The 23912-nt window shown below is 71.7% G+C and carries 32 protein-coding genes, 3 tRNA genes and 1 pseudogene; 26 read left to right on the plus strand and 10 right to left on the minus strand.

Annotated elements, in window-relative coordinates:
• Window positions 1–237 precede the first annotated feature (237 nt).
• The 4 genes from IE321_RS01180 to IE321_RS01195 all read left to right on the plus strand — a co-directional run bounded on the left by IE321_RS01180 (window position 238) and on the right by IE321_RS01195 (window position 3355).
• Complete coding sequence (locus IE321_RS01180; RefSeq protein WP_190221370.1) at window positions 238–819, plus strand: TMEM165/GDT1 family protein; 582 nt, start codon at window positions 238–240, stop codon at window positions 817–819.
• Between the two features lie 99 nt (window positions 820–918).
• A complete protein-coding gene (locus tag IE321_RS01185; RefSeq protein WP_190221371.1) occupies window positions 919–1437 on the plus strand; it encodes a hemerythrin domain-containing protein in 519 nt (172 codons plus the stop codon).
• A gap of 232 nt (window positions 1438–1669) precedes the next feature.
• Window positions 1670–2965 carry a M20 metallopeptidase family protein gene (locus IE321_RS01190; protein WP_190221372.1) on the plus strand — a complete coding sequence of 432 codons (1296 nt, stop codon included), beginning with the start codon at window positions 1670–1672 and terminating at the stop codon, window positions 2963–2965.
• A 60-nt stretch (window positions 2966–3025) separates the two neighbouring features.
• Entirely contained in the window at window positions 3026–3355 is a 330-nt protein-coding gene (locus IE321_RS01195; protein WP_190221373.1) for a cupin domain-containing protein, read from the plus strand.
• Between the two features lie 113 nt (window positions 3356–3468).
• Here IE321_RS01195 and IE321_RS01200 read toward each other — a convergent pair whose 3' ends face one another.
• Entirely contained in the window at window positions 3469–3984 is a 516-nt protein-coding gene (locus tag IE321_RS01200) for a tetratricopeptide repeat protein (RefSeq protein ID WP_190221374.1), read from the minus strand.
• Window positions 3985–4125: 141 nt separating this feature from the next.
• Here IE321_RS01200 and IE321_RS01205 point away from each other — a divergent pair, with 141 nt between their 5' ends.
• Entirely contained in the window at window positions 4126–5532 is a 1407-nt protein-coding gene (locus IE321_RS01205) for a threonine/serine exporter family protein (RefSeq protein WP_226652492.1), read from the plus strand.
• Window positions 5533–5568: 36 nt separating this feature from the next.
• On the opposite strand, the gene IE321_RS01210 is transcribed toward IE321_RS01205, so the two are convergent.
• Entirely contained in the window at window positions 5569–6906 is a 1338-nt protein-coding gene (locus IE321_RS01210) for a L,D-transpeptidase (protein ID WP_190221375.1), read from the minus strand.
• 146 nt (window positions 6907–7052) lie between these two features.
• Window positions 7053–7541: an SRPBCC family protein gene (locus IE321_RS01215; protein ID WP_043230893.1), complete on the minus strand. Its 489-nt coding sequence runs from the start codon at window positions 7539–7541 to the stop codon at window positions 7053–7055.
• A gap of 195 nt (window positions 7542–7736) precedes the next feature.
• Here IE321_RS01215 and IE321_RS01220 point away from each other — a divergent pair, with 195 nt between their 5' ends.
• Both IE321_RS01220 and IE321_RS01225 read left to right on the plus strand, forming a co-directional pair.
• A complete protein-coding gene (locus tag IE321_RS01220) occupies window positions 7737–8336 on the plus strand; it encodes a PadR family transcriptional regulator (protein WP_190221376.1) in 600 nt (199 codons plus the stop codon).
• A gap of 87 nt (window positions 8337–8423) precedes the next feature.
• Entirely contained in the window at window positions 8424–8882 is a 459-nt protein-coding gene (locus IE321_RS01225) for a peroxiredoxin (RefSeq protein WP_190221377.1), read from the plus strand.
• A 102-nt stretch (window positions 8883–8984) separates the two neighbouring features.
• On the opposite strand, the gene IE321_RS01230 is transcribed toward IE321_RS01225, so the two are convergent.
• Window positions 8985–9359, minus strand: coding sequence for an SHOCT domain-containing protein (locus IE321_RS01230; RefSeq protein WP_226652493.1), 375 nt, complete (start codon window positions 9357–9359; stop codon window positions 8985–8987).
• Window positions 9360–9365: 6 nt separating this feature from the next.
• Complete coding sequence (locus IE321_RS01235; RefSeq protein WP_190221378.1) at window positions 9366–9803, minus strand: DUF6325 family protein; 438 nt, start codon at window positions 9801–9803, stop codon at window positions 9366–9368.
• 186 nt (window positions 9804–9989) lie between these two features.
• On the opposite strand from IE321_RS01235, the gene IE321_RS01240 reads away from it, so the two are divergent.
• The 4 genes from IE321_RS01240 (at window position 9990) to IE321_RS01255 (ending at window position 13138) form a co-directional block, all read left to right on the plus strand.
• Window positions 9990–10394 carry an SHOCT domain-containing protein gene (locus IE321_RS01240; protein WP_190221379.1) on the plus strand — a complete coding sequence of 135 codons (405 nt, stop codon included), beginning with the start codon at window positions 9990–9992 and terminating at the stop codon, window positions 10392–10394.
• Window positions 10395–10490: 96 nt separating this feature from the next.
• Window positions 10491–10934 (plus strand): RrF2 family transcriptional regulator, encoded by a 444-nt coding sequence (locus IE321_RS01245; RefSeq protein WP_190221380.1) that lies wholly within the window; start codon window positions 10491–10493, stop codon window positions 10932–10934.
• A gap of 89 nt (window positions 10935–11023) precedes the next feature.
• Complete coding sequence (locus IE321_RS01250; protein ID WP_190221381.1) at window positions 11024–12211, plus strand: globin domain-containing protein; 1188 nt, start codon at window positions 11024–11026, stop codon at window positions 12209–12211.
• Window positions 12212–12373: 162 nt separating this feature from the next.
• The gene (locus tag IE321_RS01255) at window positions 12374–13138 is read left to right on the plus strand and encodes a rod shape-determining protein (RefSeq protein ID WP_051842964.1); all 765 of its coding nucleotides are present in this window, start codon (window positions 12374–12376) and stop codon (window positions 13136–13138) included.
• Between the two features lie 20 nt (window positions 13139–13158).
• On the opposite strand, the gene IE321_RS01260 is transcribed toward IE321_RS01255, so the two are convergent.
• The 5 genes and pseudogenes from IE321_RS01260 to IE321_RS01280 form a co-directional block, all read right to left on the minus strand.
• Window positions 13159–13530 (minus strand): peptidase inhibitor family I36 protein, encoded by a 372-nt coding sequence (locus IE321_RS01260; protein WP_043232232.1) that lies wholly within the window; start codon window positions 13528–13530, stop codon window positions 13159–13161.
• A complete protein-coding gene (locus tag IE321_RS01265; RefSeq protein WP_190221382.1) occupies window positions 13527–14243 on the minus strand; it encodes a hypothetical protein in 717 nt (238 codons plus the stop codon). Before IE321_RS01265 ends, IE321_RS01260 begins: the two co-directional genes overlap by 4 nt.
• A 386-nt stretch (window positions 14244–14629) precedes the next feature.
• Window positions 14630–15415, minus strand: a complete 786-nt coding sequence (locus tag IE321_RS01270; RefSeq protein ID WP_190221383.1) for a polysaccharide deacetylase family protein — start codon at window positions 15413–15415, stop codon at window positions 14630–14632.
• 239 nt (window positions 15416–15654) lie between these two features.
• Window positions 15655–16029, minus strand: a complete 375-nt coding sequence (locus tag IE321_RS01275; protein ID WP_043232237.1) for a hypothetical protein — start codon at window positions 16027–16029, stop codon at window positions 15655–15657.
• A gap of 78 nt (window positions 16030–16107) precedes the next feature.
• Window positions 16108–16353 (minus strand): annotated as a pseudogene (locus IE321_RS01280) (ATP dependent DNA ligase); the annotation flags it as partial.
• Between the two features lie 81 nt (window positions 16354–16434).
• Here IE321_RS01280 and IE321_RS01285 point away from each other — a divergent pair.
• The 15 genes from IE321_RS01285 (at window position 16435) to IE321_RS01355 (ending at window position 23861) form a co-directional block, all read left to right on the plus strand.
• A complete protein-coding gene (locus IE321_RS01285) occupies window positions 16435–17166 on the plus strand; it encodes a DUF7873 family protein (RefSeq protein ID WP_190221384.1) in 732 nt (243 codons plus the stop codon).
• Window positions 17167–17184: 18 nt separating this feature from the next.
• Window positions 17185–17279, plus strand: a tRNA-Phe gene (locus tag IE321_RS01290).
• Window positions 17280–17512: 233 nt separating this feature from the next.
• Window positions 17513–17583: transfer RNA gene (locus tag IE321_RS01295), tRNA-Leu, on the plus strand.
• 69 nt (window positions 17584–17652) lie between these two features.
• Window positions 17653–17799 (plus strand): hypothetical protein, encoded by a 147-nt coding sequence (locus IE321_RS01300; RefSeq protein WP_190221385.1) that lies wholly within the window; start codon window positions 17653–17655, stop codon window positions 17797–17799.
• A gap of 325 nt (window positions 17800–18124) precedes the next feature.
• A tRNA-Leu gene (locus IE321_RS01305) sits at window positions 18125–18199 on the plus strand.
• Window positions 18200–18235: 36 nt separating this feature from the next.
• Window positions 18236–18418 carry a hypothetical protein gene (locus IE321_RS01310; protein WP_190221386.1) on the plus strand — a complete coding sequence of 61 codons (183 nt, stop codon included), beginning with the start codon at window positions 18236–18238 and terminating at the stop codon, window positions 18416–18418.
• The gene (locus IE321_RS01315; protein WP_226652494.1) at window positions 18415–18768 is read left to right on the plus strand and encodes a DUF7455 domain-containing protein; all 354 of its coding nucleotides are present in this window, start codon (window positions 18415–18417) and stop codon (window positions 18766–18768) included. Before IE321_RS01310 ends, IE321_RS01315 begins: the two co-directional genes overlap by 4 nt.
• A gap of 348 nt (window positions 18769–19116) precedes the next feature.
• A complete protein-coding gene (locus IE321_RS01320; RefSeq protein WP_190221387.1) occupies window positions 19117–19623 on the plus strand; it encodes a hypothetical protein in 507 nt (168 codons plus the stop codon).
• 6 nt (window positions 19624–19629) lie between these two features.
• Window positions 19630–20079, plus strand: a complete 450-nt coding sequence (locus IE321_RS01325; RefSeq protein WP_190221388.1) for an endonuclease VII domain-containing protein — start codon at window positions 19630–19632, stop codon at window positions 20077–20079.
• Window positions 20072–21397: a hypothetical protein gene (locus tag IE321_RS01330; RefSeq protein ID WP_190221389.1), complete on the plus strand. Its 1326-nt coding sequence runs from the start codon at window positions 20072–20074 to the stop codon at window positions 21395–21397. Before IE321_RS01325 ends, IE321_RS01330 begins: the two co-directional genes overlap by 8 nt.
• A complete protein-coding gene (locus tag IE321_RS01335; protein ID WP_190221390.1) occupies window positions 21394–21627 on the plus strand; it encodes a hypothetical protein in 234 nt (77 codons plus the stop codon). Before IE321_RS01330 ends, IE321_RS01335 begins: the two co-directional genes overlap by 4 nt.
• Window positions 21628–21666: 39 nt before the next feature.
• Window positions 21667–22431, plus strand: coding sequence for a hypothetical protein (locus IE321_RS01340; protein WP_190221391.1), 765 nt, complete (start codon window positions 21667–21669; stop codon window positions 22429–22431).
• A 36-nt stretch (window positions 22432–22467) separates the two neighbouring features.
• Complete coding sequence (locus tag IE321_RS01345; protein ID WP_190221392.1) at window positions 22468–23352, plus strand: SPFH domain-containing protein; 885 nt, start codon at window positions 22468–22470, stop codon at window positions 23350–23352.
• 7 nt (window positions 23353–23359) lie between these two features.
• Entirely contained in the window at window positions 23360–23710 is a 351-nt protein-coding gene (locus tag IE321_RS01350) for a hypothetical protein (protein ID WP_190221393.1), read from the plus strand.
• Window positions 23703–23861, plus strand: coding sequence for a hypothetical protein (locus IE321_RS01355; protein ID WP_190221394.1), 159 nt, complete (start codon window positions 23703–23705; stop codon window positions 23859–23861). The genes IE321_RS01350 and IE321_RS01355 overlap by 8 nt, the downstream gene beginning before the upstream one ends.
• The last annotated feature ends 51 nt before the right edge of the window (window positions 23862–23912 follow it).

A 23912-nucleotide genomic window follows, 5' to 3' on the forward strand; every position in this document is an offset into this window, starting at 1 on the left:
CACTGGTGGGCAGCGAAGGGGAGTAGCCCTGCGAACCGGTCGTCGACACACTGGAACCCCCGGGTTCCCGGTGACCGGGTCCGCGCACGACGCGGACGGGCGAGACCTTCGGCCAGGCATCACCACGTCCACAGTTCCGTGGGCGTGGTCCGTCATGCCGGGCCGAGTGGTCCTCCCGTCGCCCACCGAGGTGTCGTGCGGAGCCACGGGGCCCGGGACCGAGCAGAGAGCGCCGGTATGCACCTCGACCCCTTGGCGATCGTCACCGCCTTCGGGCTCATCTTCCTCGCCGAGCTTCCCGACAAGACCATGTTCGCGTCGCTCGCCATGGGCACGCGCATGCGTCCCCTCTACGTGTGGTTCGGCACCTCCGCGGCCTTCGCGGTGCACGTCGCCATCGCCGTCGGCGCCGGCAGCCTCCTCGGGCTGCTCCCCGGCTGGATCGTCAAACTCGTCTCCGCCCTGATGTTCGGCTTCGGCGCGTTCATCCTGCTGCGCGCCGGGGGCGACGACGAGGACGACGCGGGCGGCAAGACCGTCACCGGCTTCTGGCCGGTGTTCTCCACCGCCTTCATGGCCGTCTTCATCAGCGAGTGGGGTGACCTGACGCAGATCACCACCGCCAACCTCGCCGCCACCAACGGCACCGCGTCGACCGCGATCGGCTCGTTCCTCGCGCTGACCTCGGTCTCCGCCCTGGCGCTGGTCGCCGGCCGTTTCATCGCCAAGCGCGTGCCGCTCAAGACCGTCCAGCGGGTCGGCGGCGTCTGCATGGCGGGCCTCGCGATCTGGTCCCTGGTCGAGGTCTTCACCGGCTGACGGGCCCCGACCGCTCCCCCTCCGGGGCCGTGACCGCCGCGCGCGGCCGCGGCCCCGGAGCCGTATCCCCCGCTCCCCTCCGGTGCGATCATGCGGACCATGGCCACCACCTCCGAACCGGCCGACCGCCTCACGGCGTTCGGGAACCAGCTCGTCGACGTCCACCTCTGGCTCCGCGAGGAGCTCGCCCGGCTCCGCTCCGGGCTCGACACCTTCCTGTCCGGCGCCGGCGACCGCCCCCGCGAGCTGCGGGCGCACTGCCTCGCCTTCTGCTCCGCGCTCACCCGCCACCACACCGCCGAGGACGGCGGCGTCTTCCCCGCGCTCGCCGAGGCCCACCCCGAGTTGCGGCCCGTCCTCGACGAGCTGGCCCGCGACCACGTCCAGGTGGAGGAGATCCTGGTCCGCCTCCAGGCCCTCCTCGACGGCCTGCCCGCCGCCCCGGACGCACCGCTCGGCACGGAGGAGGCCCGCCGGGTGCGCGGCGAGCTGGACGGACTGATCGCGCTCGTCGAGTCGCACTTCACCTACGAGGAGAAGAAGCTCGTGGCGGCGCTCAACGGGCTCGCCGTCCCGCTGCCCGAGGACTTCGCGCTCCGCGACCTGACCGGCCGCTGACTCGGCCACCCGCCCGCGGCCGACGGCCCGCGCGCTCCTCACCGGTCACCGTCGGACGACGGTCCGCTCCCCTGGCGGACGACCGCCCGTTCTCCACCGTCGGACCGCGATCCCCTTCTCCGTCCGCCCGCGGACGAGGCCGACGGCGAGCCTCACCCCGGGAAAGCCGCCGGTGGGGCACCGTCCACCCCGCAGACACCGGCACGCACCGACCGTCACGAGAGGACGCCCCATGGCCCACGATCCCGTCCACGCCGAGCTCGACCGGCTGGCCGCGCAGGCCTCCGCCCAGGTGATCGCCTGGCGCCGCCACCTCCACCGGCACCCCGAGCTGTCCAACCGCGAGGAGGGAACCGCCCGGCTGGTCGCCGACCACCTGCGGAGCCTGGGGCTCGACGAGGTGCGCACGGGCATCGCCGGACACGGCGTGGTGGGCGTGCTGCGCGGCACCGCCGACGGGGACGGCGGCCGGGTGGTGGCGCTGCGCGCGGACACGGACGCGCTGCCGGTCAAGGACCTGTGCGGGGTGGACTTCGCCTCCTCGGTGGTGGACGCCGACTATCCGGGCGGCCCGTTCCCCGTCTCCCACGCCTGTGGCCACGACTGCCACACGGCCATGCTGATGGGCGCGGCGACGGTGCTGGCGGAGGTGCGGGACCGGCTGCCGGGCACGGTCCTCCTCGTCTTCCAGCCGGCCGAGGAGGGACCGCCGGTGACCGAGACCGGCGGCGCGCTCGCCATGATCGACGCGAACGCCTTCGCCGACCCGGTGCCGACGATGGCGTTCGGCATGCACGTGACGCCGTTCCCGAAGGGGTACGTGGGCTACCGCGCGGGCAACCAGTACGGCGCCTCGGTGCTGGTCCGGATCACGATCAACGGCAAGCAGGTCCACGGCTCCACCCCCTGGCAGGGCGTGGACCCGATGCCGGCGGCCGGCGCGGTGCTCACCGGCATCGGGCAGCTGTACCGCCAGGTGTCCGCCTTCGCCTCGGTCACCGTCACCATCGGGCACATCGAGGACGTCGGCCGGTTCAACATCATCGGCCAGACGGTGACGCTCTGGGGCACCGTCCGCTGCGCCGTCGAGTCCGACATGGCCGAGGTGCGGGAGCGGCTCCGGCGGCTGGCCGAGCACTCGGCGGCGGCGTACGGGGCGACGGCCGAGGTGGAGTACCTCCAGCCGGTGCCGCCGGTGCACAACTCCGCGCCCTGGGTGGAGGCGGGACTCCCGACCCTCCGCCGGGTGGTGGGCGAGGAGCGGGTCACCGAGACCGGGGCGACCCTCGGCTACGACGACGTCTCCGAGTTCATCCGGCGCTTCGGCGGGCTGTACGTGATGCTGGGCGTCCAGGACGCGAAGCTGGGCGCCGACGGGCTGCCGGTCCCGGAGGAGGGCGGACGCGGCCTCGTCACCAACCACAACCCGCACTTCTACGCCGACGACGACACCCTCGTGACCGGCGTCCGGCTCCACGCGCACGTGGCGTACGACCATCTGACGGGGGCGCTGCTCCCGGCGGGGTGAGCGCGACGGCGCCAGGCGGCCCCGAGTTGCGTCCTCGTACGCAGCCTGGAGGCTGGGGGTATGAACCAGGACCTCTCCGACCTCACCGCACTCGCCGACGAGCACCTGGCCGCCGCCCGCACCGCGCCGCACGGGCGCAGCGCCCACCTCGTGCTGCACGACGGGGTGCTGCGGCAGACCGTCATCGCGCTGAAGGCCGGCACGGCCCTGGACGAGCACAACGCTCCCCCGGCGGCGAGCCTCCAGGTGCTCACCGGCCGGGTGCGGCTGACCACCCACGGCTGGGCGGACGAGCTCGCCGCGGGCGCGCTGCGGATGATCCCCAGGGAGCGGCACGGGCTGACCGCGGTGGACGACTGCGTGGTCCTCCTGACGGCGGTCAACGACTGACACCGGTCTGCGACAGACGCGGTCCGCGGCTGACGGCGGCCTGTGACGGACGGCGGTCCGTGGCTGACGGCGGTCGACGGACGCCGACGAAGGACGGTCGCCGGCGACGGCCCTCACCCGATCGCGTCGAGGTCCCGCGCGTAGTGCTCGATGGCCGCGCGGTACTCCCGCACGGACGGGTCCTCGCTGGTGGCGGCCAGGAGCTCCAGCAGCAGCCGTACGGAGTCGTGGTGGCGGCCGGTGTTGTAGAGGGCCATCGCGAGGAAGGCGCGCAGTCCGCCGTCCTCCGGGAACTCGGCCGCGGCCCGTTCGAGCAGCGTGACGGCGTCCTCGTACCGGCCGAGGGTCCGGTAGGTGCTGCCGAGGCCGAGGAGGGCGCCGCGCCGGTCGTCGGCGGTGAGGCCGTCACCGGCGAGCGCGGTCTCGTAGTAGGGCACGGCCTCGGCCTCCAGGCCGAGCACGTCGTGCGCCCAGGCGGTCTGGTACGCGACCTCGGCGTCGCCGGGGAGGCGCGCGGCGAGGGCGACCAGCCGCTCCCTGGCCTCTTCCTTGCCGCCCCCGGAACGGAGGGCGACGGCCTCGGAGAGGAGGCGGTCGCGCTCGTCGGGGGCGGGAGTGCTGTCGTTCATCCGATCATGCTCGCAGCGCGGGGCGGGATGGGCGAGGTGTTTTCGCGCGATCCGGCGCGGCGCGCCGGAGGCGACGGCCGAGGGCGGGCCGCGCCCGTCTCCTCGCGCGTCCACCGCTGTTAACGTTCACGAATGCGGCTTTTGTCCCGATTCGATGTGCGGGGTCTCGCGCGGCGGGCGGCAGCCCTGCGGCCCCGGCGGAGCACCGGCACCGTCACCCTGCCGGAGGACGAGACCGCCGGCCGGGAGCGGCTCAGGGACCTCGCCTCGCTCCTCTGCGAGCTCGGCTCCGATCTGCTGCGGGCCGCCGAGCGCAGCTCGGAGGTCGACCGGACGCTGCACGACATCGCCACCCGTTACGGCACCCGCGCCCGCTGCTTCGTCGTCCCCACCGGGCTCTTCGTGCGGGTCGGCGGCGGGCCCGACGGGCGCGGCGGCGAACTCGACTTCGCCCCGGTCGAGGGGCCCGATCTGCGGCTCGACCAGGTGGAGTCGCTCCAGGCGCTGGTCACCCGGATGCGGGCGGAGGAGGTGCCGTTCGACGAGGTGCGGCGCACGCTCCGGGAGAACCGGGAGCGGCCGGACCGGTTCAGCCCGGCCGCCACCGTCTTCGGCTACGTGCTGCTGACGGTCGGTCTCGGCACCATGCGGCACGCGACCGTGCCCGCCATCGCCGGGTACGCGACGCTCGGCGCGGGCGTCGGCCTGCTGCGCCTCTTCGGCGACCGGCTGCCCGCCGCCCGCACCGCCCTGCCGGTGGTCGCCGCCATCCTCGTCACCGCGGCCGCGCTGCGCTGGGCGGGCCCCCTCCTCCACGAGAACCCCGCCGTGCTCTACATCCCGCCGCTCATCGCCTTCCTGCCCGGCGCGGCGCTCACCCTCGGCGCCATCGAACTGGCCACCGGGGCCGCGCTGTCCGGGATCTCCCGGCTGGCCGGCGCGGTGACCGTCCTGCTGCTGCTCTCGCTCGGCATCCTCGTCGGCTCCGAGCTGCTGCGCCCGCACCCCTCCGGCGGGAAGGCCGCCGAGCCGCTCGGCGCGTGGGCGCCCTGGGTCGGGGTGCTGCTGCTCGGCTTCGGCTTCCTGCTGTACTTCTCCGCGCCGCCCCGGGTCACCGGCTGGCTGCTCGGCGCGCTCCTCGTCGAACGGCTCGTGCAGTCGACCGCCTCCGAGCTGGCCGGCGCGACCTTCGGCGCCTTCGCCGCCGGGGCGGTCCTGCCGCCGATGGCGAGCTGGATCGAGAAGCGTTCCCGCACCCCCGACCAGGTGGTCTTCCTGCCCTGCTTCTGGCTCCTGGTGCCCGGCGCGGTCGGGCTCACCAGCGTCTCGGAGATCATCGTCGAGAAGGACACCGACGGCGGCCTGAACAGCCTGATCGGCACGGTGATCACGGTCGCCGCGATCGCCCTCGGGGTCCTCGTGGGCGCCGGACTCCAGCGCCGGCCCCGGCTGCTGCTCGGCGAACCGGCACCGTCCACCCCCGAACCCGGCCCCGCCGGTGACGGACTCCCCGGCGCGGAGCCCTCCCGCGAGGGCGCGGGCGGCTGAGCGGCCCCCGCCGCGAGCCGATCCGGAAGACACTCCCTAGAGAGCGGGCCGCAGCGGACTCCCGGCCGATCCGGGACGGGCCGGACGGACGCCCAGGGCGCTGCCGCGCAGCCAGTCGGGCCAGCCGAGGTTCCAGTCGCCGTAGCCGTTGTCGAACGGGGTCATCGGCTCCCCGTAGCCGTGGACGACCCGCACCAGGTCGCCCTCGCGCACCGTGCGGAAGAGCCAGCGGGCCGCCTCCGTCGACATGCCCGTGCAGCCGTGGCTGACGTCCTCGCTGCCCTGCGCGTCCAGGGACCAGGGAGCCGCGTGCAGGTATTCGCCGCTCCACGTCACCCGAGTGGCCCAGCGCACCTTGAGGTCGTAGAACTCGCGGCTGCCGCGGGCGATGCCGATCGAGTCGCCGCGCATCCGGACCATGGACTCCTTGCCGAGGACGACCTTGGTGCCGACCCGGGTGCGGAAGCCGGGCTTGCCGGTGGTGACCGGGATGACCCGCAGCAGCCTGCCGTCGCGGTAGACCCGCATCTCGTGCGCGGCGACGTCGGTGACGGCCTCCACGCGGGAGCCGGTCGTGAAGGTGAGGGGGCGTGAGCGGCCGCCGTGCAGACGGTCGGTGACGCGGGCTCCGTCGAGGCCCGAACGGACCCGGACGGTGGCGCCCGAGGGCCAGTAGACGCGCGGCCGGTAGTGCAGGGTGTCGGCGTCCACCCAGTGCCAGGCCCCCTCGGCCCGGGGCTCGCTGCGCACCTCCAGCGCCCGCTCGACGATCCTGCGGGCACCCGGCTCGGCGGCCGGGACGGGGTGGCTGAGCTGGGCGGTGACCGGCTGACCCACGCCGTACGTCCGCCCCGGCGCGCCTTCGCCGGGGCCGAAGGCGACGGTGAGCCGCTCCCCTTCGGGGGCCTTCGCGGTGCGGACGGCGAGCCGGAGGATCCTGCGGCGCACACCGCCCGGGCGGTCCTCCTCCAGGACGAGCCGGGCGGTGTACGCGCCTCCGGCGGGCAGCGGGACGTCGCTGGTCCAGCGGGTGCCGTCACCGCCGGCGCGGCCCGCGATCCGGCGCCCCCGGCGGTCGGTGACGGTCACGTCGGTCAGCCGGCCGGGGGTGCGCAGGGCGAGGTCGACGGGGCCGGTGGCGACGCCGGGCAGCTCGACGGGCGCCGGGGCGTCCAGGCTCACGGTGGTGCGGGGCACCCGGCAGAGGCCGCCGGTGACGGAGCAGGTGCCGACGGTGAGAAGCGCGGGCCCCGGGGCTGCGGCGACGGCCGCCCGGCCGGGGGCGGGGTCCTGTGCGGCGGCGGTGGTGACGAGTACGGCCCCGACGGCGAGGGAGAGCGCTCCCCACCCCTGTACGTATCGGCGTGACGGCACGTCGGACACCCTCCCCTTTCGTCGCTGACCGGTCGGACGGCCGGCGGGCGGACACCGGCCGGATCATCAGAACCGACGAGAGGAGAAAAAGATGATCAAGGCTGCGGGCGTGGCGGGCGAGAGGCCCGGGAGACGACCCGTCTGGGTCAGCGGGGCGGTTCCGGAAGCTCCTCGCCGGTCTCCAGGAGCGACTTGAGGCTGGAGACGATCGCGGGCCAGCCCTCCCCGACGAGGCCCCGCATCATGCCGTCCGGTTCCAGGCCGTCGTGGGTGACGGTCAGCCGGACCATGTTGTCGCCGGAGGGTTCCAGGGTGAAGGCGACGGTGGACCTGCGCTCGCGGGAGAGGACTCCGTACACCTCGTCGTCCAGGCCGACGGCCTTCGCCCATTCGGGGGTGAAGGTGTGCCAGGTGTACGCGAGGCGGCGGCCCGGCACGGCCTCGACGACGACCTGCTCGGGGTCGGCGGTGCTGCGGTCGCCCTCGTCCCACACCATCGGCGCGCCGGGGGTCCACTCCGTCTCGAAGGCCACGCCCCAGTAGCGCCGGGTGAGTTCCGGCTCGGTGAGCGCCTTCCAGAGCTCGTCCGGGGTGGTCCTGATGTAGCTGGTGTAGACGTACGCGTCGGTGTCCATGGCGCTGCTCGCTCCTCCGGCTCCCCGGTCGTCTCCCCCGCGGTGTCGTGGTGATCCAGCCTAGGCAGGCACCGGGCCGCCCGCGCGGCAAGGCCGTGCGGAGCGCGGGTCCCTCCGGACGAGGGGACCTCGGGGCCCTTCCGCGCGTTGAATAGGTGCGGAGGAAACTATTCAACGGACTGCTAGCGTGTCCGGATGTCGCTCAAGCACGCCGTCCTCGCAGCTCTTCTGGAGGGCGAGGCATCCGGATACGACCTCGCCAAGATCTTCGACGTGTCCGTCGCCAATTTCTGGGCCGCCACCCCCCAGCAGCTGTACCGCGAGCTCGACCGGCTCTCGGAGGCCGGGCTGATCACCGCCCGGGTGGTCGAGCAGGAACGGCGGCCGAACAAGCGGATGTTCAGCCTCACCCCGGAAGGCCGGCGGGACCTCGACGCGTTCACCTCGGTGGCGCCCCGGCCGACCGCGGTACGGGACGAGCTGATGGTGCAGGTGCAGGCGTGCGACGGCGGCGACACCCCGGCCGTACGGGGCTTCGTGGCCCGGCACATGGACGCCTCCCGGGACAAGCTGGCGCGCTACGAGCGACTGCGCGAGTGGCTGCTCGGCGGCCGGGACGAGGAGACGTACCTGCGCGAGTCCGAACGCGTCGGCCCGTATCTGACGCTGATGCGCGGCCGCCTGCTGGAGGAGGAGAACCTCCGCTGGAGCGAGCGGGTCCTGGCGGTGCTGGACGCGCGGATCGCCGCGGGCCGGGGCGGCAGCGGGGTGACGGCGGCTCCTACCCTGCGGTAGAACTCTCGGGTAGCCCGCCGGGGTGGCCGGCGGGCGCGGAACGGGCGGACACCGGGGGACCGGGGCGCCCGACGAAGGGGCGACCCCATGAACGTCGGCGATCTCGTCGAGGACTTCACCCTTCCGGATGAGACCGGTGCCGCGCGCTCCCTCTCCGGGCTGCTGGCCGAGGGACCGGTCGTCCTCTTCTTCTACCCGGCGGCGATGACGGCGGGCTGCACCGCCGAGGCCTGCCACTTCCGCGACCTGGCGGCCGAGTTCCGCGCGGCCGGCGCGCTGCCCGTCGGTGTCAGCGGCGACGAGGTGGAGCGGCAGCGGGAGTTCGCCGAGCGGCACTCGCTCGGCTATCCGCTGCTCTCCGACCCCGAGGGCTCCGTGCGGGAGCGCTTCGGCGTGCGGCGCGGCTTCTCGCTGGCCCCGACGAAGCGGGTCACGTTCGTGATCGGGCAGGACCGGCGGGTCAAGGAAGTGGTCCGCAGCGAGCTGCGGATGAGCGCCCACGCGGACCGCGCGCTCGCCGCGCTGGCGGCCCTGCGCACCGCCTGACCGCTCCGGAGAGTCTTCGGCGAACGGGCGCGCACGGCTGCCCTTCGCTCCGCGTGCCCCGTACCGGCTCCACCGGCACCGGGCACGCCTGGCGGCCCGGTGTCAGCCGGCGAGGAGCCGGGCCTTCGCCGCGGCGAACTCCTCGGGGGTGAGCACTCCCTGCTGGGCCAGCTCACCCAGCCGGGCCAACTGCTCCGTGAGGCCGCCGGGGTCCTGCGCGGCCGGCTGCGCGGCCGGTGCGGCCTGCGGGGGCGCGGGCGGCGGGGCGGGGGCCGCCTGTTGGGCCTGCTGAGCCTCCTGTTGCTGCTGGTACTGGAGGTCGGCGATGGCCTGTTCCTGGTCCTGTTCGCGTCGGGAGGCCCGGGCCGCGCTGCGGCCCGCCGCGTACGTGGCTCCGCCGACGAGGGCGCCGCGCAGCAGCGGGGCTCCCGCGGGGCGGACCACCGGGCGGACGAGGGGGCGGCGTCGCATGAACATCCGGCCTCAGCTCCTTTCGGCGGCCGCGGCGACCGCTTCCTGATAGGCGGTCCGCGCCTCTTCCACATGGGCGTCGGGGATGGGCACCCGCGCCGCGACGCGACCGCCCGCCTCGCGGATCGCCTCGGCGGCCCGCGCGGCCCAGATGTGCTCGACCAGCAGCATCAGCGCGCAGGAACCCGCTTCGAGCGACTGGGCGACCTCGGCCGCGTCCTCGGGGCCGAGCAGGTTGGCCTCGGGCCCGATCTCCGCCGTGGCCTCGTCGTACTCGTCGTACTCGATGAGCTCGGAGCTGGAGACCTCCCCGGAGGGCGACTTCACCACCACGAGCGAGTCGATCAGCCGGACCTGCCCCTCCTTGCGGAGGTCGGCGATCGCGGCGACGGCCGCCACCTTGAGCCGCTCGCCCGGAAAGGCGAGCACCACGCATTCCACCGGTCCCATGAAACTCCGCTCCTCGTCATCCCCCGTGGCCGCCCTCCACGGACGGGATCTCCATGCGACCACGGAGGCCACGGGCCCGCACGCCGAGTGCGACCGCGCGGCCACGACATGCGAGGGCGGGCCGGACGGGTGAGACTCGCTGCAACGCGCGGCCTCCCGGCCGGCGAGGGAACGGAGTGTGCAGGAATGGACGACTACCCCCTCCTGAACGTCTTCTGGACGATGATGTGGTTCTTCCTCTGGATCATGTGGCTCTTCCTGCTCTTCAAGGTGATCTCCGACATCTTCCGGGACCACGAGATGGGCGGCTGGGGCAAGGCGGGGTGGCTGATCTTCTGCATCCTGCTCCCCTATCTGGGCGTCCTCGTCTACGTGATCGCCCGGGGCAAGGGCATGAGCCGGCGTGACGCGAAGCAGGCGAAGGACGCGGAGGCCCGCTTCCAGGAGTACATCCGGCAGACGGCGGGCACCCAGGCCGCGGCGGGCGGCCCGAGTGCCTCGGACGAACTGGCGCGGCTCGCCGACCTCAAGACGAAGGGCGCGATCTCCGAGGAGGAGTTCCAGCAGGCGAAGGCCAAGGTCCTCGCCTGACCCGCTCCCGCCCCACCCCCCGCCCGGCGGGCCCCGGTGTCCCGGACTGCGCACCCTTAATGCGAGTCCGGGATACCTCTTTGATACGGTCGGCTCGTGAGGTTGACCAAGTTCACCGACCTGGCCCTGCGCGCCGTGATGCGCCTGGCGGTCGCCGACGACGAGGAGCCCGTCACCACGCGAGCGGTGGCGGAGGAGATGGCGGTGCCGCACGCCCACATGGCGAAGGTGGTCACCCGACTCCGGCACCTCGGCGTGGTGGAGGCCCGGCGCGGGCGGGGAGGCGGGCTCGCCCTCACGGACTTCGGCCGGCGCTCCTCGGTGGGCTGGCTGACCAGGACACTGGAGGGCGAGGAGGAGGTCGTCGGCTGCGAGGCCGATCCGCCGTGCCCGCTGCGGGCGGCCTGCCGGCTGCGCGGCGCGCTGCGGGAGGCCCAGGACGCCTTCTACCGCGCGCTCGACCCGCTCACGGTGGCCGACCTCGTACGGTCGCCGACCGGTCCGGTGCTGCTCTCGCTCACCCCGCGCCCTCCGTCGTGACCCCGCACGCACCACCCCGGGCGGCCCTCGCCGCCCGGGATTCCACCTCGTTTTAAATACGTAGATCATCTACCAGATTGAGAGTTCCGATGCTGTCCGAGCAGGCCGTACCCGTCGTCCGCGCCACCCTGCCCGCCGTCGGCGGAGCGCTCGACCAGATCACCGAGCGCTTCTACGGGCGGCTCTTCGACGCCCACCCCGAGCTGCTGCGCGACCTCTTCAACCGGGGCAACCAGGCCAACGGCGACCAGCGCAAGGCGCTGGCCGGCTCCATAGCCGCCTTCGCCGTCGCGCTCCTGGAGCACCCGGACACCCGTCCGGACACGCTGCTCTCGCGCATCGCCCACAAGCACGCCTCCCTCGGCGTCACGGCCGACCAGTACAAGATCGTGCACGAGCACCTCTTCGCCGCGATCGTCGAGGTGCTCGGCGAGGCCGTCACCCCCGAGGTCGCCCAGGCGTGGGACGAGGTCTACTGGCTGATGGCGAACGCGCTCATCGCCCTGGAGAACCGCCTCTACCAGGAGGCGGGCGTCGCGGCCGGCGACGTCTGGCGCGCGGTGCGGATCTCCGAGCGGCGCGAGGAGACCGCGGACACCGTCTCCCTCGTCCTCACCGCCCCGGACGGCTCGCCGCTGCCGCCGTTCCGGCCCGGCCAGTACGTGAGCGTGCGCGTCGCCCTGCCGGACGGCGCCCACCAGATCCGCCAGTACAGCCTCTCCTCCGCCCCCGGCCGTCCCGCCTGGCGGATCACGGTCAAGCGGGTCGACGGCGACCCGGCGGGCGAGGTCTCGAACCAGCTCCACGCCCACGCGGCGACGGGTGACGTCCTGGAGGTCTCCGCGCCCTTCGGCGACCTGGTGCTGCCCGAGGGCGAGGCGCCGCTGCTGCTCGCCTCGGCCGGCATCGGCAGCACCCCGATGCTCGCCATGCTCGACCACCTGGCCGCCACCGGCGCCCGGCGCCCGGTCGTCGTCGTGCACGCCGACCGCTCCCCCGAGTCCCACGCCCACGCCGAGGAGCTGCGCGAGCTGGTCGGCCGGCTGCCGGAGGGGAGCCTGCACCTCTGGTACGAGGAGCCGGGCGCGTCCGGCGCGCGCGAGGGCCTCGCCGAGGTCGGCTCCCTGGAACTGCCGGCCGGCACCCACGCGTACCTCTGCGGTCCGCTGCCCTTCCTGCGGACGGTCCGCGGCGACCTCGTCGCCTCCGGCGTCGCCCCGGCGGACGTCCACTACGAGGTCTTCGGCCCCGACCTCTGGCTGGGCACCGCCGCCTGACCCGGGCCGCGGACGGTCGGTCCGGGGCGCGGGAGTCGGCGCCCCGGACCGACCATGATCCTTCGATCCCCAAGCACCATGGCGTTCCCGCTGCGGATCCTGCATAGTGTGGGCGCGGATCGGCCTCGTAATCAGTGGGCCGACAGGGAATGGACGGAAGCGATGGGATCGTACGGAGCGGGTGGCACCCACCTCGACGCGCGGCGGCCGGTACGGGGGATCGCCCTCGACATCGGCAGCTCACGGACACGGGCCTGGGCGCCGGGCGCCGGTGTCTTCGCGGACGTGCCGAGCACGGCGGTCCGGCGCGGCCGGATGCCGGACGACTCCTCCCAGCTGCTGCTCCTCAAGCGGCTCGCCGCTTCCGCGCCGGGCGCGGAGGGCCACGACACCGTCGTGATGCTGACCCATCCGGTGCTCGCCGCCCCGGCGGAGCGCGAGGCCGCCCGCCGGGTGGTGGCCGGGCTCGGCCCGGTCCGGGTGATCGCCGTCGACAGCGCCCGCGCCGCGGCCGCCTACGCGGCGCCGTCGGGCGGCGGTCCGCTGCTCGTGGTCGACCTGGGAGCCCGGCTGACCGAGGTCACGCTCGTCGTGGACGGGCAGGTGCAGGACGCGCGGCTCGCGGAGCTCGGCATGGACGACCTGCCGGCGCACGACGGGGCGCCGGACGCCGTGGTGGGCACGGCCGCGGACATGGTGGCCGACCTGTGGCGCGAGGACGGCACCGGCGCGGTGCGCGGGGCGCTGCGCCGCGGGGTCCTGGTGACCGGCGGCGGCGCGCTCCGGCTCGACGTGACCGCGCGGCTCGCGCAGGTGCTGCGCGGCCGGGTCCGACTGGCCAACGACCCGGCGACCAGCGTGGTCCGGGGCGCCGGCCTGATGCTCGCCTCGGCACTGCGGCACCCGGGAGCCCGGCGCACCCCGTGACGGGTGCGCCGGGCCCGGGGTCAGCAGCCGGTCGCCCAGATGTGGGAGTCGCCGCGGTCGTTGGCCGCGCCGTTGTACCCCACCTCCTGTCCCGGGGCGAGACAGACGGTCATGCTGCCGCCCTGCCAGGCGCTCTCGTAGACCCGGACGTGGTCCTTGATGCCGGGACCCGAGATGCCGTGGTTGGCCCACGAGGAGTCGGTGTCGGAGATCCAGCTCTCCCACCAGCCGTCGTCACCGCTCCAGTTGGCCCGCTGTCCGCCGAAGTTCGCCTCCTGCCAGACGCAGAAGTGTCCGGAGGGGCAGTCGGCGGCGGTGGCGGACCCGGCGACGGCGAGGCCGGTGGTGAGGGTGAGCAGGGCGGCGGCCGTGGTGGCCAGAAGTCGCTTCACGAGGGGGCGTTGCCTTTCGGTGGTGGGGTGGGTGCGGGCAGCAGGACCGCCCGCCGCAGCGCGCGGTCGCGCAACTGCCGGTAGGTGGCGAGCTCCTCGTGGTGCAGGGCGCGCACCTCGGTCAGCTCGGCGCGCTCCAGCCGGGCGCGCGTCTCGTCGAGACCGGTCTCCCGCGCGCAGCGGGCGGCCTCCCCGGGGTCGGGGTGCTCGGGACGGGGGCGGCCTGGCGGTGCGACGCAGGTGGTCCACCGGGCGAGGGCGGCGCGGTGGGCGGGGTCGTCGCGGTAGCGGGCCTGGGCCTCGGCGCGGAGGTTGTCGACGACGACCTGGACCCGGAACCAGCTTCGCTGGTCGCCGTAGAGCCGGTCGCGGGCGGCGGCGAGGCAGCCGTCGCTGTGGGCGGTGACGGTGGCGCCGGTGGCGAGTGTCACGGAGAGTTCGCGCGGGCCGGTCCCGAACAGGGCGGCCTGCAGGGCCCGGTCCTCGGCGGGGGCCCGCGGTTCGGCGGTGGCCCGGACGCCTCGGCCGGTGAGGCAGTCGTCGACGAGGCGACGCTCCGCCGTCCTGAGGAGGGCGTCCTGGGCGGCGCGCGCCGTCGGTACGGCGGGTGGTCCGGGCAGGTCGGAGCGGATGGAGGCGCAGCCGGTGAGCAGGGCCAGGGCGACGGCGGCCGGCAGGACCCGGCGGGCGAGCGGTGCGGTGGAGAGCGACATGGGTCCCCCGGTGCGCGATGGCGTGGTGCCTGGTCGGAGGGCCGGAGCATGATCGTCGACCGACCCGAACGATCACTGCCCGTGACGACGGCACTCATGCGCGAGCTCACTCGAACGGGTCGAACGCGCCGGGGTGCGCGCCCCTCGGGCGCCGTGCGCGAGCCGCCCCGGACATGGCGGAGCCCCGGCTGGACGGGGGATTCCAGCCGGGGCCGCTCACCGTGACGGGCGAAGGGCGGTCACCTCTGGGGGGGGACCTTGGGGACCGGGCCCCTTCGCCGTCACATAAGGGAGAACGGTGAACCATTACCGAATGTTCCGGACGGTCCGGGGTGAAGGGTGTGAGTCGGCTCACCCGTCACGGTCGGGCCGGGACGGGGTGGCGGTCAGTCCTTCTCGGGGCGGTAGACGGCCCCGGCGCGGGCGGCGCCGGGGGCGAGGAGCTCGGGGACGGTGACGAAGGTGTAGCCGCGCCGCTGGAGCTCGTCGATGATCCCGGGGACGGCGGGGACGGTGCCGTCGTATATGTCGTGGAGCAGGATGATGCCGTCGCGGTGCGCCTGGGTGAGGACGCGTTCCTCTATCAGCGCGGAGTCGGTGGTGGAGTAGTCCTTGGCGGTGATGCTCCAGAGGACCTGGGCGAGGCCGAGTTCGCGGCTGACGTCGCTGACCGTGGAGTCGGTGCGGCCCTGCGGCGGGCGCATGAGGACGGGCTTGCGTCCGGTGATCCCCTCTATCGCGTCCTGGGTGCGGGAGAGCTCCTCGCGGACCTCGCCCTCGTCGAGATCGGTGAGGATGCGGTGCGACCAGGTGTGGTTGGCCAGCTCGTGCCCCTCGTCCGCGATGCGCCGGACGACCTGGGGATAGCGGTCGACGTGCTTGTGACCGAGGAGGAAGAAGGTCGCGGGGACCCGCTTCTCCTTCAGGACGTCCAGGAGGTGCGGGGTGTCCTTGCCCGGCCCGGCGTCGAAGGTGAGCGCGATGCACTTCACCCGGGCGCAGTCGACCCGGCGGGACTCCGCGCCGGCCTTGCCGTCGTCGCCCGCCTCGGCCCGCGCCGCCTGTGGCGTGAGCGGGTCCACGCCGCAGCCGCCGAGGGTGAGCACGAGTGTGGCGGCGGTGAGCACGGCGGCGGTCCTCCCACCGTGACGGCGCGGCCTGGATCGGAACATGGCGGTACCCGCTTTCCCCGGTTTCGTGTGTGACGCGGCCGCCTCCATGCCTGGTCAGGGCATGGAGGCTCGAAGGCCGCCGTGAACTCTACACACGGTGTATACCGAGGTCGGAAGGGGGGTCTCCCCTTCCGTTCGAGAGGGCCCGCGCGGGACCCTCCCTCCCCGCTCCGGGCACGACGGAACCCCGGGCGGGGCCCGTCCGCTCCGCCCGGGGTGTCCGGTGAGGCCGCCCCGGCTCAGCGGGGTGCGAGGAGCAACCGCGCCTCGGTCTCCTGGTCGCCCGAGACCGCCTGGATCGACTCGATGTCGAAGCCCGCGGCGAGCACCTTCTCGACCTCACCGACTGCGTGGTAGCCGCCGGTCAGCGTCGCGACGACCTTGCCGGAGAGCGCGGGGGGAGACACCTCCTCGCGTCGGCCGCCCGAGGTGTCGAAGGTCGCCATCCACACGGTGGTGACGGGCGCCGTACCCGCCGGGGCGGGAGCTTCCACGTCCTCCAGCACGTAGTAGTGGTCGAGGACCCCGAAGACGGCGCGGGCGTCCTCCTGGCGGCAGTCGCTCAGCTGAACGTTGACGTCGGTGTCGATGTTCAAGTCGTACACGTCCCTCATCTCCTCGCGGCCCGGTGCCGCCCTTCCAGCATCCCCCTCACCCGCCGGGACGTCGACGTGGCGCCCCGCCGGCCGTCCTCAACCCGTGGCCAGGAGGGTGTCCACGGTGTCGGCCTCGGCGGCGGGCTTGTCTGGGCGGTGGCGCAGGACCCGGGCGAAGCGGAGCGTGATGCCGGCGGGGTACCGGGTGGAGCGCTGGAGGCCGTCGTAGGCGATCTCCACGACCAGTTCGGGCCGGACTCTCACGGTGTGGCCGTCGTCCTCGACCGCCAGTTCACCGAGGCGGTCCGTCTGCCAGCGGAGCATCCGGTCGGTGAGCCCCTTCATCGGCAAATGTACCCAGCATCGTTGACCTGCGGGTTTTCAGGCTCGCATCCTACGCCCCACCCCCGAGAGGATCCCGCGATGCCCAAGTTGAACCAGATCGTCGCAGTCGAGAAGGGCCTGAAGTCTCGGACGGCAACGGCGGTGACCAAGATCTACCACGACCTCCAGAAGCCCGCCCTGTTCGCCGGCCTGAGCCGCAAGTACACCCCGATCGACGACGACGGCGAGAAGTTCCCGCCGGAGTCGACCCTCGTCCAGAAGAACGTGGACGAGTCTCTGCGTACCGCGGCCAGCGAGCTGACGCAGCTGTTCGACACCGTGGCGACGAAGGAGGAGGGGAACCGGCACGCAACCGCCGACGTGGTCGTGGACGGCACCGTCGTCGTCCCTGGCGCGTCGGTGCCGCTGCTGCTCTTCCTGGAGAAGCAGCTGGCCGATATCCGCACGGTCATCAGCAAGGTCCCGACGCTCGACCCGTCCGAGTCCTGGAGTCCCGACGACACCTCCGGCGGTCACCGTACGGAGCCCGTCCAGACGACGCGGACGCGGAAGGTGCCCAGGACGCTCGTCAAGTACGAGGCGACCGAGAGGCACCCCGCCCAGACCGAGGTCTACATGGTCGACGAGATGGTCGGCCACTGGGCGACGACGAAGTTCTCCGGCGCCCTGTCCCCGGCCCGCCGCGACGTGCTCGCCGCCCGTGTCGACGCCCTGTCGGACGCCGTGAAGAAGGCGCGGGAAGAGGCCAACAGCACCGAGGTGAACCAGGTGCACGTGGGAGAGGCCGTTTTCCAGTACCTCCTTCGATAACAGACTCCCGGGTTGAGCGCCCGGGTGGCCCCTTTGGTGGGGCCGAAGACTGAAGTTGAGTTTCAGACTCACGATGCAAGGTGACAGTGCAGGTTCGCTCCCTGCCCCGGGCATTCCGCGCCCGGGTAGCCCAACTGGTAGAGGCAGCCTTGTGATTCAGACTCAGATTCTCGCTCCAGTTTCAGCAAATCCGCCGTTCTCCTGATCCCTCCGGCGAGGAAAGTAACCGAGAGATGCCAGTTCGATTCTGGCTCGCGGCACTCGGGCCGCGATGGCTGTAAAGGCAACAGCGCTCGGTCTTGAATCTGAAACTCGCCCAACCGTGCAGGAGACCTGAGTGGAACCCAGTGATAGGGCAACTGGCAGCCCAACTGTCTTAGGAACAGTAGATTGCGGGTTCAAATCCCGCTCACTCAAATACACGGGCGGCCTCGGATGGTGATAGCCGGGGTCGCCCCCTTAACTCTAGATTAGAGATGATCAGCCATGATGACCGACGAGGAGTTCGAAACGGCCTGGGCGGAGATCCGTGAGCACGTCCGCCACACGTCCTTCCCGGCGCCCCCGGCCTCCGATGAGGAGCGGGAGTACGCGCCCCACGGTCATCACGAGTTCGGCGAAGCCCGCCACTGAAGACTCCACGGTCCTCACCTCAGACACACCGACGTCTCCGAGGGAACGAGCTGGACACTCTGAGGGCCGTGGCCCCACTTGCACGGGACCGCCCCCTTAGCGGGGGGCGGGTGCGGGGGGCCCGCGCGAACGCCACCCGTGCGGCTGGGATCGAATCCCGGGCCCTCCACCAATCCCCCCGCTCCGCTGATCTCACGCAGCGTCGAGCGGGGTCCGCTCCCCCTGCCCGTGACGGGCCCAGGCGTAGTTACCACTGGGCTTGGGCGGGGGTCGAGCGCAGCCCTCCGGCCGGTTTCTGGGATGGGGCCGGCCGGAGGGCGCCCAAGCGCTGCTGAAGGGAACTGGCATACCTCGCTGCCTCAAAAGCAGTGGATTCCCGGTTCGAATCCGGGGCGGCGCACTCCACACCCCACCCCCATCGAAGGGACGTACGACCATGTCCGCACAGCAGGGCGCCAAGCACCACGCCGCGAAGATGACCACCGCCAAGGTCCGCCAGGCCCGGAAGTACTACGACGCCGGGAGGTACACCGTCGCGGCGCTCGCCAAGAAGTACGCGGTCTCCTGGACGGCGATGAACATGATCGTCCGGCGCGAGACCTGGAAGCACGTGTCATGACCGGCACATGGCCGGCGGACCCGCGCGGCGACATGGAACCGATCCTGCGAGCCTCCGTGGAGGCGGCGAAGATGAGGCATCCGTCGGCAGCTCGAACGTCCTGGGACAACCTCAACGCCACGGACAGGTGCGACGCCTGCGGTGCCGCTGCCGTCTACCGCGTCGAGCGGGAGCGCCTGGAGCAGCCGGAGGGCTACGCGCAGCCGTACATCAACGTGTCGGCGCTGGAGTTCTGCGGCCATCACTGGCGCAAGCACTTCCCCGCCATGGCCGGCGACGGCTGGACCGTCGTCGCCACCAACCCCGCCCTCGTCGGCCCGGAGAACCGCCTCCAGGGGAGTGATCACTGATGAACACCACCACCTGGCCGGAGCCCCCGGAGGAACGGCAGGCCCGCCTGGCGCGGGTACGTGCGCGGAGGCAGGTGAGCGGCAAGTGATGTGCGAGGGCTGCAAGGAGCTGGCGGATCTGGCGCGGCAGTTCCCCGGAACGGGCGCTGCGCGGATCAAGCACACCCGGAAGAAGAAGCCGCACTGCACGGCACCTCTTACCTGCACCTGTCAGCATCGGCGTGTTTCCGATGGCTACGTCGCGGTGCGCCCCGAATAGGCACCTCTGGTACTCCAGCACTTTCACAGTCCCTATGAAGTGGATTCGTAGGGACTGGTGCTGTCTGTGCGGGCAGAGGAGAGACGAGAATGTCACGCCCCATATACCGGAAGCTGAAGAAGGAAGTCCGGGAAGTAGTGGAATGGGCGGAGCCTCTCGGATGGGCTCTCCAGGGCGAGACTGACAGTAAGAATCACTGGATTCTTCGCCATGTCGCCACCGGGCAGGATGTCCACCTTCCCTGCACTCCCCGCAACACCCGGACCCTGGAGAATTCCAAGGCCAAGATCCGCCGCCTTTCAGGGATGTCCAGTGAAAGCGGCCCCGCGGCCCGATATCGCCACGAGTCCCGGCAGTCCGGATTCGACATGCGATCCGCCGCCCGCGAGGCCAAGGGGAGAGCCGAAGAGCGAGAGCGTATCGCCGCAGAGCACGCTGAATGGCAAGCCGATGTGGCTGGCATCGAGGCCCAGCTCGACGAAGCCATGCGCGCCCTCGTTGCTCTGAACCCTCGCCGCCATCCTCTACAGGTCCGAAAGCTCGCGGTTCGCATAGTCGAATTGGAAGAGAAGCTGGAAGACCTAACAACTGAATAGGCCTTCATGACCGAACTCACGAAGCTGTGCAAGGAGTGCTTCCCGGCGGGGTCTCTGGCGTGGACCTTGAAAACCAAGCCACGCCCCGCCCCTTACCCCGGTCCTCGCTGCGCCACCCATTGGCGCGAAAAAAAGAAGGCCGTCAAGGCAGCTAACCATGAAAAGCGCGTACAGAATACGTACGGGCTGGAGGCAGGCGAATATGCCCGACTCTACACATTCCAAGGCGGCCTGTGCGCTTTGTGTCGACGTGCTACAGGTGCATCTCGACGGCTCAGCGTCGATCACGACCACGCAACCGGGGAAGTGCGAGGTCTGCTTTGCCGAACATGCAACACGCTTCTCGGTCACGCTCGGGACAAGCTGGCGTTCTTCCGCCGGTGTATTGCATACCTGAGGTTCCCGCCATGCCGGGCAATGCGTGAGGGCTGGACCGGGTGGTACGCCGATGAGTGACCGCATCACCTGCCCCAGCAAGGAATGCGGGAAGAGCCTCGCGCCCACCGGCAGCGGCAAGTACCGCCAGCACCTGATGCCCGCGTCGAGGACCCCCTGCGACTTCGGGGGCACCGTCATACCCCAGGAGGAGGAATGCCTGAGCGAATCGTCTTCAACACTTGCGACCTCCCCGATTGCCCCGTCTGCGGAGTCACCGCCGGACGATGCGAAGGAGCGTGCCGAGCATGCGATCTCTTCGACGGCCTCTTCATCTTCGCCTCCGGAAGCGGCGGACGCTGCCTCGACGACTGCCCCTGCGGACTCTGCACTTCCCGGCGTCGAGGAGTACGCGGAGAGGCTAGATGAGCTGGTCACCGAGGCAGGAGAGCGGGAGCGACAGCGGGTAGAGGCCCGCCTGGTCACCCCCTTCTCCCAGCCGCGCGCGGAGGAAGTGGAGCAGCCTCCGCTTTTTAGCCAGCCGGCGCCGCCACTCGACGACGCCATCGAGCAGGGCCCGCTCTTCAGCCAGCCGGCCTCCGGGCGCTTGTCGGAGCAACCCGCGGCGCCCATGTCGGACCTCGGCCGGGACCTGACAGCCCGGCTGAAGGAGATGTTCTACGCCTTCGACAACCGAAGATCGGAGGACAACCGTAGCGCTCAGACCACTATGGGCCCGAGTGAGATGGGGACCCCCTGTGACCGTCGACTGGCGCTGTCTCTCATGCGGATGCCGCCAGTCAACCCCGGTGGGGATGGATGGGCCGCCTTCGTCGGCACCTGCATTCATGCGGGTCTTGAGCAGATGTTCATGTGGGCAAACCACGGAACTGGACGTTTCGCCACTGAGACAAGGCTTGAATTCGACAGCAAGTACGTACCGAAGGGCACCGCGGACCTGATCGACCGCACCCTGTTCATGCTGGATGATCACAAATGCCAGGGCCGGTGGAGCCGGAACAAGCTCAAGTCGCGTGGGCCATCGCAGACTTACCGCGTACAGGCTCACGTGTATGCCTACGGTGCCCGGCAGCGCGGCGAGAAGATCGAGCACGTTGCGATCATCTCCTGGCCCCGCGACGAATCCACCCTCGACGACCTCTACGTCTGGACCGAGCCCTACAACCCGGCCATCGTCCAGCAGGCGTTCGAGCGCGTGGAAAGGATCGGCGAAGAGGTCGAACAGAAGCTGGCCGAGACCGGCAGCGACGAGCGCCAGCTCCTCCAGATCAAGGCCCGGATCGGCGCCGACTACGAGGTCGCCGACGACTGCCGCTTCTGCAAGTTCTACCTCCCGAACGCCCGCAACATCACTCAAGGATGCGACGGTAGGCGATGATCGATTCCCTCAAGCCGAAGCCGATCAACTCTCCCCGTGTCAACGACCCCTCTTACCGGGGGATGCAGTGGGGGCTGCTCTCCTGGGGTCACGACGAGTTCACCTCATGGTTCGGGGTCAGTCTCCCCCAGGTCTACTGGCCGGGATTCCTCGCCCGCCGGTTCGAGTTCTTCGACAACCACCCGCCGGTCCAGGAAGGGTTCTACGGAATCCTCCACGCGCACAGTTAGAGCACGACAACAACTGAACACACAACTGAATGAGGGATAGTGACCTACCCGCCCCAGCAGCAGTTCTCTCAGCCCTCGTCGGGGGGTAGCGGCGGCGACACCTTCAACGCCGCCGACCACCGCGGGGCTCTCCTCCTGGTGTACCCGAAGCAGTACCAGCCGGAGGTATCGACGAAGAACGGCCCCTCCAGTGCCGCTGACGTCGATGTCATCGTCGTCGACCGGCCCGGCCCCGACGGGAAGCCGCTGAGCTTCATCGGCGCCAGGCTCTTCGGCAATCTGGCCAACTCCGTCCGCAACGACATCGGTGGCCAGGTGCTCGGCCGGCTCGATCAGATCAGCACCCAGGGAGGCCGGACGCCGTGGGTCCTGAACCAGTTCACCGATCAGGACGCGGCGATGGCCGGCCCGGTGCACCAGCAGTACGTGCAGGGGCTGTTCAAGCCGGCGGCGAACCCGATGCAGAGCACGAGCCCGGCGCCGGGTGTTGGTGCGGCTCCTGCTCAGTGGCAGGGACAGCCGTCTGCACCTGCGACCCCGCCTGGTGCACCCCCCCAGCAGCAGTGGCAGCCCCAGGGCGCACCGCTCCCGGTGCAGATGCAGCCCCCGCCGCCTGCGCCTGCTCCGGCGGCCCCGGCTGCACCGGCGCCCCCTGCCCCTGGTGGTGCGCAGGTTGACCCGCAGCTCGCCCAGTTCCTGGCGGCGCACGGCGTCAACGCGGCGGCCGTTCCCGACAACGGGACGGCCGTGATGATCGGCAAGGCGTTCCCCGACTTCGCCCAGGCCTTCCCCCAGTACCAGTAGCACCGACATCCGACCCGCGCCCTCCAAGGAGACCCCATGGTCTACCTCGTCATCGCCGGCCTCCTCCTCCTGGCCGCTGTCGCCGCCTTCGTCGCCTACAAGGGGGTGAAGGACTTCGACGGCGATCCGATTCCGGGGCTGAAGTGGGCCTCGGTCGGCCTGGTCACGGTCCTGGTCATCGTCTCCGTCGGCATGTCGATCACGACCGTCGGCGCCCGCTCCGTCGGTATCCAGACCGCCTTCGGGAAGTACAGCGCCACGCTGTCCAACGGCCTCCAGTTCGTCGCCCCCTGGTCGAATGTGGAGGAGTTCTCCACGCAGGTGCAGTACCTCGACCTGGACGGCCAGGAGGCCGTTCCGGTGACGTTCAAGGGCGGCGGTGGCGGCGGGGTGAACGCCACTCCCCGCTGGCGTATCGACGCCGACGGGGCCGAGGAGCTGTGGAAGAAGTACCGGACCTTCGAGTCGGTGAAGACGAAGCTGGTGAACTCCGCGGCGAAGGACTCGGTGCGGGTGGTGCTGTCGCAGTACACCCCGAACGAGGCGAGGGCCGGCGAGAACCTGCGGAAGATCGCCGACCAGATCCAGGACGACCTGGCCGAGTCCCTGGCCGATGACGGCGTGATCATCGATTCGATCAGCGTCAAGGGGATCTCCCTCGACCAGCGGTCGCAGGAGTCGCTCGACAAGATCGTCACCGCGAACAACAACATCGAGCGCGCGAAGGCCGAGCGTGAGCGGGCCCGGATCGATGGCGAGACCGCCAAGATCCGCAAGGCCGAAGGGTCGCTGACCCCGGAGGCCCTCACCCGGTACTGCCTCGAAGTCGTCAACAACTGGAACGTCGACCGGAACGGCTCCATGCCCGCGGGCTTCACCTGCCTCGGCGTCGCCGCCCCGTTCACCGTCACGAACAAGTAAGGACCCCATGCCCGCTGCGACCCGCAAGGCGCCCGCCAAGAAGGCGGCGTCCCGAGCCCGCAAGCCGAAGAACGACACCCCCGTGGAGGCACCCGTGAGCGAGACCGTCGAGACCCCCGAGACCGAGGCGCCGGCCCCGAAGCGCAAGGGGCCGAAGCCCAACCCGGTGTCCCGGGTGCAGCGCGCCAAGGCCAAGCTGGAGAAGGCCCGCCGTGACGCCGCGAGGGTGCAGGCCGTCGCCGCCGCCCTCGCCGCCGCCGAGGCCGAGTACGAAGACGCCCTCGCCGCCCTCCAGGCCGACCTCGACGGCCTCGGCCTCGACACCGACGACGTCGCCGCCGAGGACACCGGTGAGTGAGGCCGTCGTCGGCCCCCGCGAGCCGTCCTCGTCTCCGACGATCTACATCCGGATCCCGGTGGCTCCCGAGCTGGAGCTGACCGACGAGGAGACGCGCGAGCTGGGCGTCGCCGCCGAGCTGGCGCTCCGGAAGATCCTCGGACGACGGTAGGACTGCCGCCGGCCCAAGACGCGGTGCCTGGTGGGGATGCCCCCCGTAAAG

This window comes from Streptomyces hydrogenans, from assembly GCF_014656075.1.
Taxonomy (GTDB): domain Bacteria; phylum Actinomycetota; class Actinomycetes; order Streptomycetales; family Streptomycetaceae; genus Streptomyces; species Streptomyces hydrogenans.

What these genes read in the sequence shown, in the direction of transcription:
- IE321_RS01265 (WP_190221382.1), bottom strand. Translation starts at nt 14,243, where the DNA reads ATGTCGCTCTCCACCGCACCGCTCGCCCGCCGGGTCCTGCCGGCCGCC.
- IE321_RS01215 (WP_043230893.1), bottom strand. Translation starts at nt 7,541, where the DNA reads ATGGACACCGACGCGTACGTCTACACCAGCTACATCAGGACCACCCCG.
- IE321_RS01195 (WP_190221373.1), top strand. Translation starts at nt 3,026, where the DNA reads ATGAACCAGGACCTCTCCGACCTCACCGCACTCGCCGACGAGCACCTG.
- IE321_RS01200 (WP_190221374.1), bottom strand. Translation starts at nt 3,984, where the DNA reads ATGAACGACAGCACTCCCGCCCCCGACGAGCGCGACCGCCTCCTCTCC.
- IE321_RS01255 (WP_051842964.1), top strand. Translation starts at nt 12,374, where the DNA reads ATGGGATCGTACGGAGCGGGTGGCACCCACCTCGACGCGCGGCGGCCG.
- IE321_RS01285 (WP_190221384.1), top strand. Translation starts at nt 16,435, where the DNA reads ATGCCCAAGTTGAACCAGATCGTCGCAGTCGAGAAGGGCCTGAAGTCT.
- IE321_RS01330 (WP_190221389.1), top strand. Translation starts at nt 20,072, where the DNA reads ATGAGTGACCGCATCACCTGCCCCAGCAAGGAATGCGGGAAGAGCCTC.
- IE321_RS01335 (WP_190221390.1), top strand. Translation starts at nt 21,394, where the DNA reads ATGATCGATTCCCTCAAGCCGAAGCCGATCAACTCTCCCCGTGTCAAC.
- IE321_RS01240 (WP_190221379.1), top strand. Translation starts at nt 9,990, where the DNA reads ATGGACGACTACCCCCTCCTGAACGTCTTCTGGACGATGATGTGGTTC.
- IE321_RS01315 (WP_226652494.1), top strand. Translation starts at nt 18,415, where the DNA reads ATGACCGGCACATGGCCGGCGGACCCGCGCGGCGACATGGAACCGATC.
- IE321_RS01275 (WP_043232237.1), bottom strand. Translation starts at nt 16,029, where the DNA reads ATGAGGGACGTGTACGACTTGAACATCGACACCGACGTCAACGTTCAG.
- IE321_RS01350 (WP_190221393.1), top strand. Translation starts at nt 23,360, where the DNA reads ATGCCCGCTGCGACCCGCAAGGCGCCCGCCAAGAAGGCGGCGTCCCGA.
- IE321_RS01325 (WP_190221388.1), top strand. Translation starts at nt 19,630, where the DNA reads ATGACCGAACTCACGAAGCTGTGCAAGGAGTGCTTCCCGGCGGGGTCT.
- IE321_RS01345 (WP_190221392.1), top strand. Translation starts at nt 22,468, where the DNA reads ATGGTCTACCTCGTCATCGCCGGCCTCCTCCTCCTGGCCGCTGTCGCC.
- IE321_RS01310 (WP_190221386.1), top strand. Translation starts at nt 18,236, where the DNA reads ATGTCCGCACAGCAGGGCGCCAAGCACCACGCCGCGAAGATGACCACC.
- IE321_RS01180 (WP_190221370.1), top strand. Translation starts at nt 238, where the DNA reads ATGCACCTCGACCCCTTGGCGATCGTCACCGCCTTCGGGCTCATCTTC.
- IE321_RS01250 (WP_190221381.1), top strand. Translation starts at nt 11,024, where the DNA reads ATGCTGTCCGAGCAGGCCGTACCCGTCGTCCGCGCCACCCTGCCCGCC.
- IE321_RS01220 (WP_190221376.1), top strand. Translation starts at nt 7,737, where the DNA reads ATGTCGCTCAAGCACGCCGTCCTCGCAGCTCTTCTGGAGGGCGAGGCA.
- IE321_RS01185 (WP_190221371.1), top strand. Translation starts at nt 919, where the DNA reads ATGGCCACCACCTCCGAACCGGCCGACCGCCTCACGGCGTTCGGGAAC.
- IE321_RS01270 (WP_190221383.1), bottom strand. Translation starts at nt 15,415, where the DNA reads ATGTTCCGATCCAGGCCGCGCCGTCACGGTGGGAGGACCGCCGCCGTG.
- IE321_RS01190 (WP_190221372.1), top strand. Translation starts at nt 1,670, where the DNA reads ATGGCCCACGATCCCGTCCACGCCGAGCTCGACCGGCTGGCCGCGCAG.
- IE321_RS01320 (WP_190221387.1), top strand. Translation starts at nt 19,117, where the DNA reads ATGTCACGCCCCATATACCGGAAGCTGAAGAAGGAAGTCCGGGAAGTA.
- IE321_RS01300 (WP_190221385.1), top strand. Translation starts at nt 17,653, where the DNA reads ATGATGACCGACGAGGAGTTCGAAACGGCCTGGGCGGAGATCCGTGAG.
- IE321_RS01235 (WP_190221378.1), bottom strand. Translation starts at nt 9,803, where the DNA reads ATGGGACCGGTGGAATGCGTGGTGCTCGCCTTTCCGGGCGAGCGGCTC.
- IE321_RS01225 (WP_190221377.1), top strand. Translation starts at nt 8,424, where the DNA reads ATGAACGTCGGCGATCTCGTCGAGGACTTCACCCTTCCGGATGAGACC.
- IE321_RS01230 (WP_226652493.1), bottom strand. Translation starts at nt 9,359, where the DNA reads ATGTTCATGCGACGCCGCCCCCTCGTCCGCCCGGTGGTCCGCCCCGCG.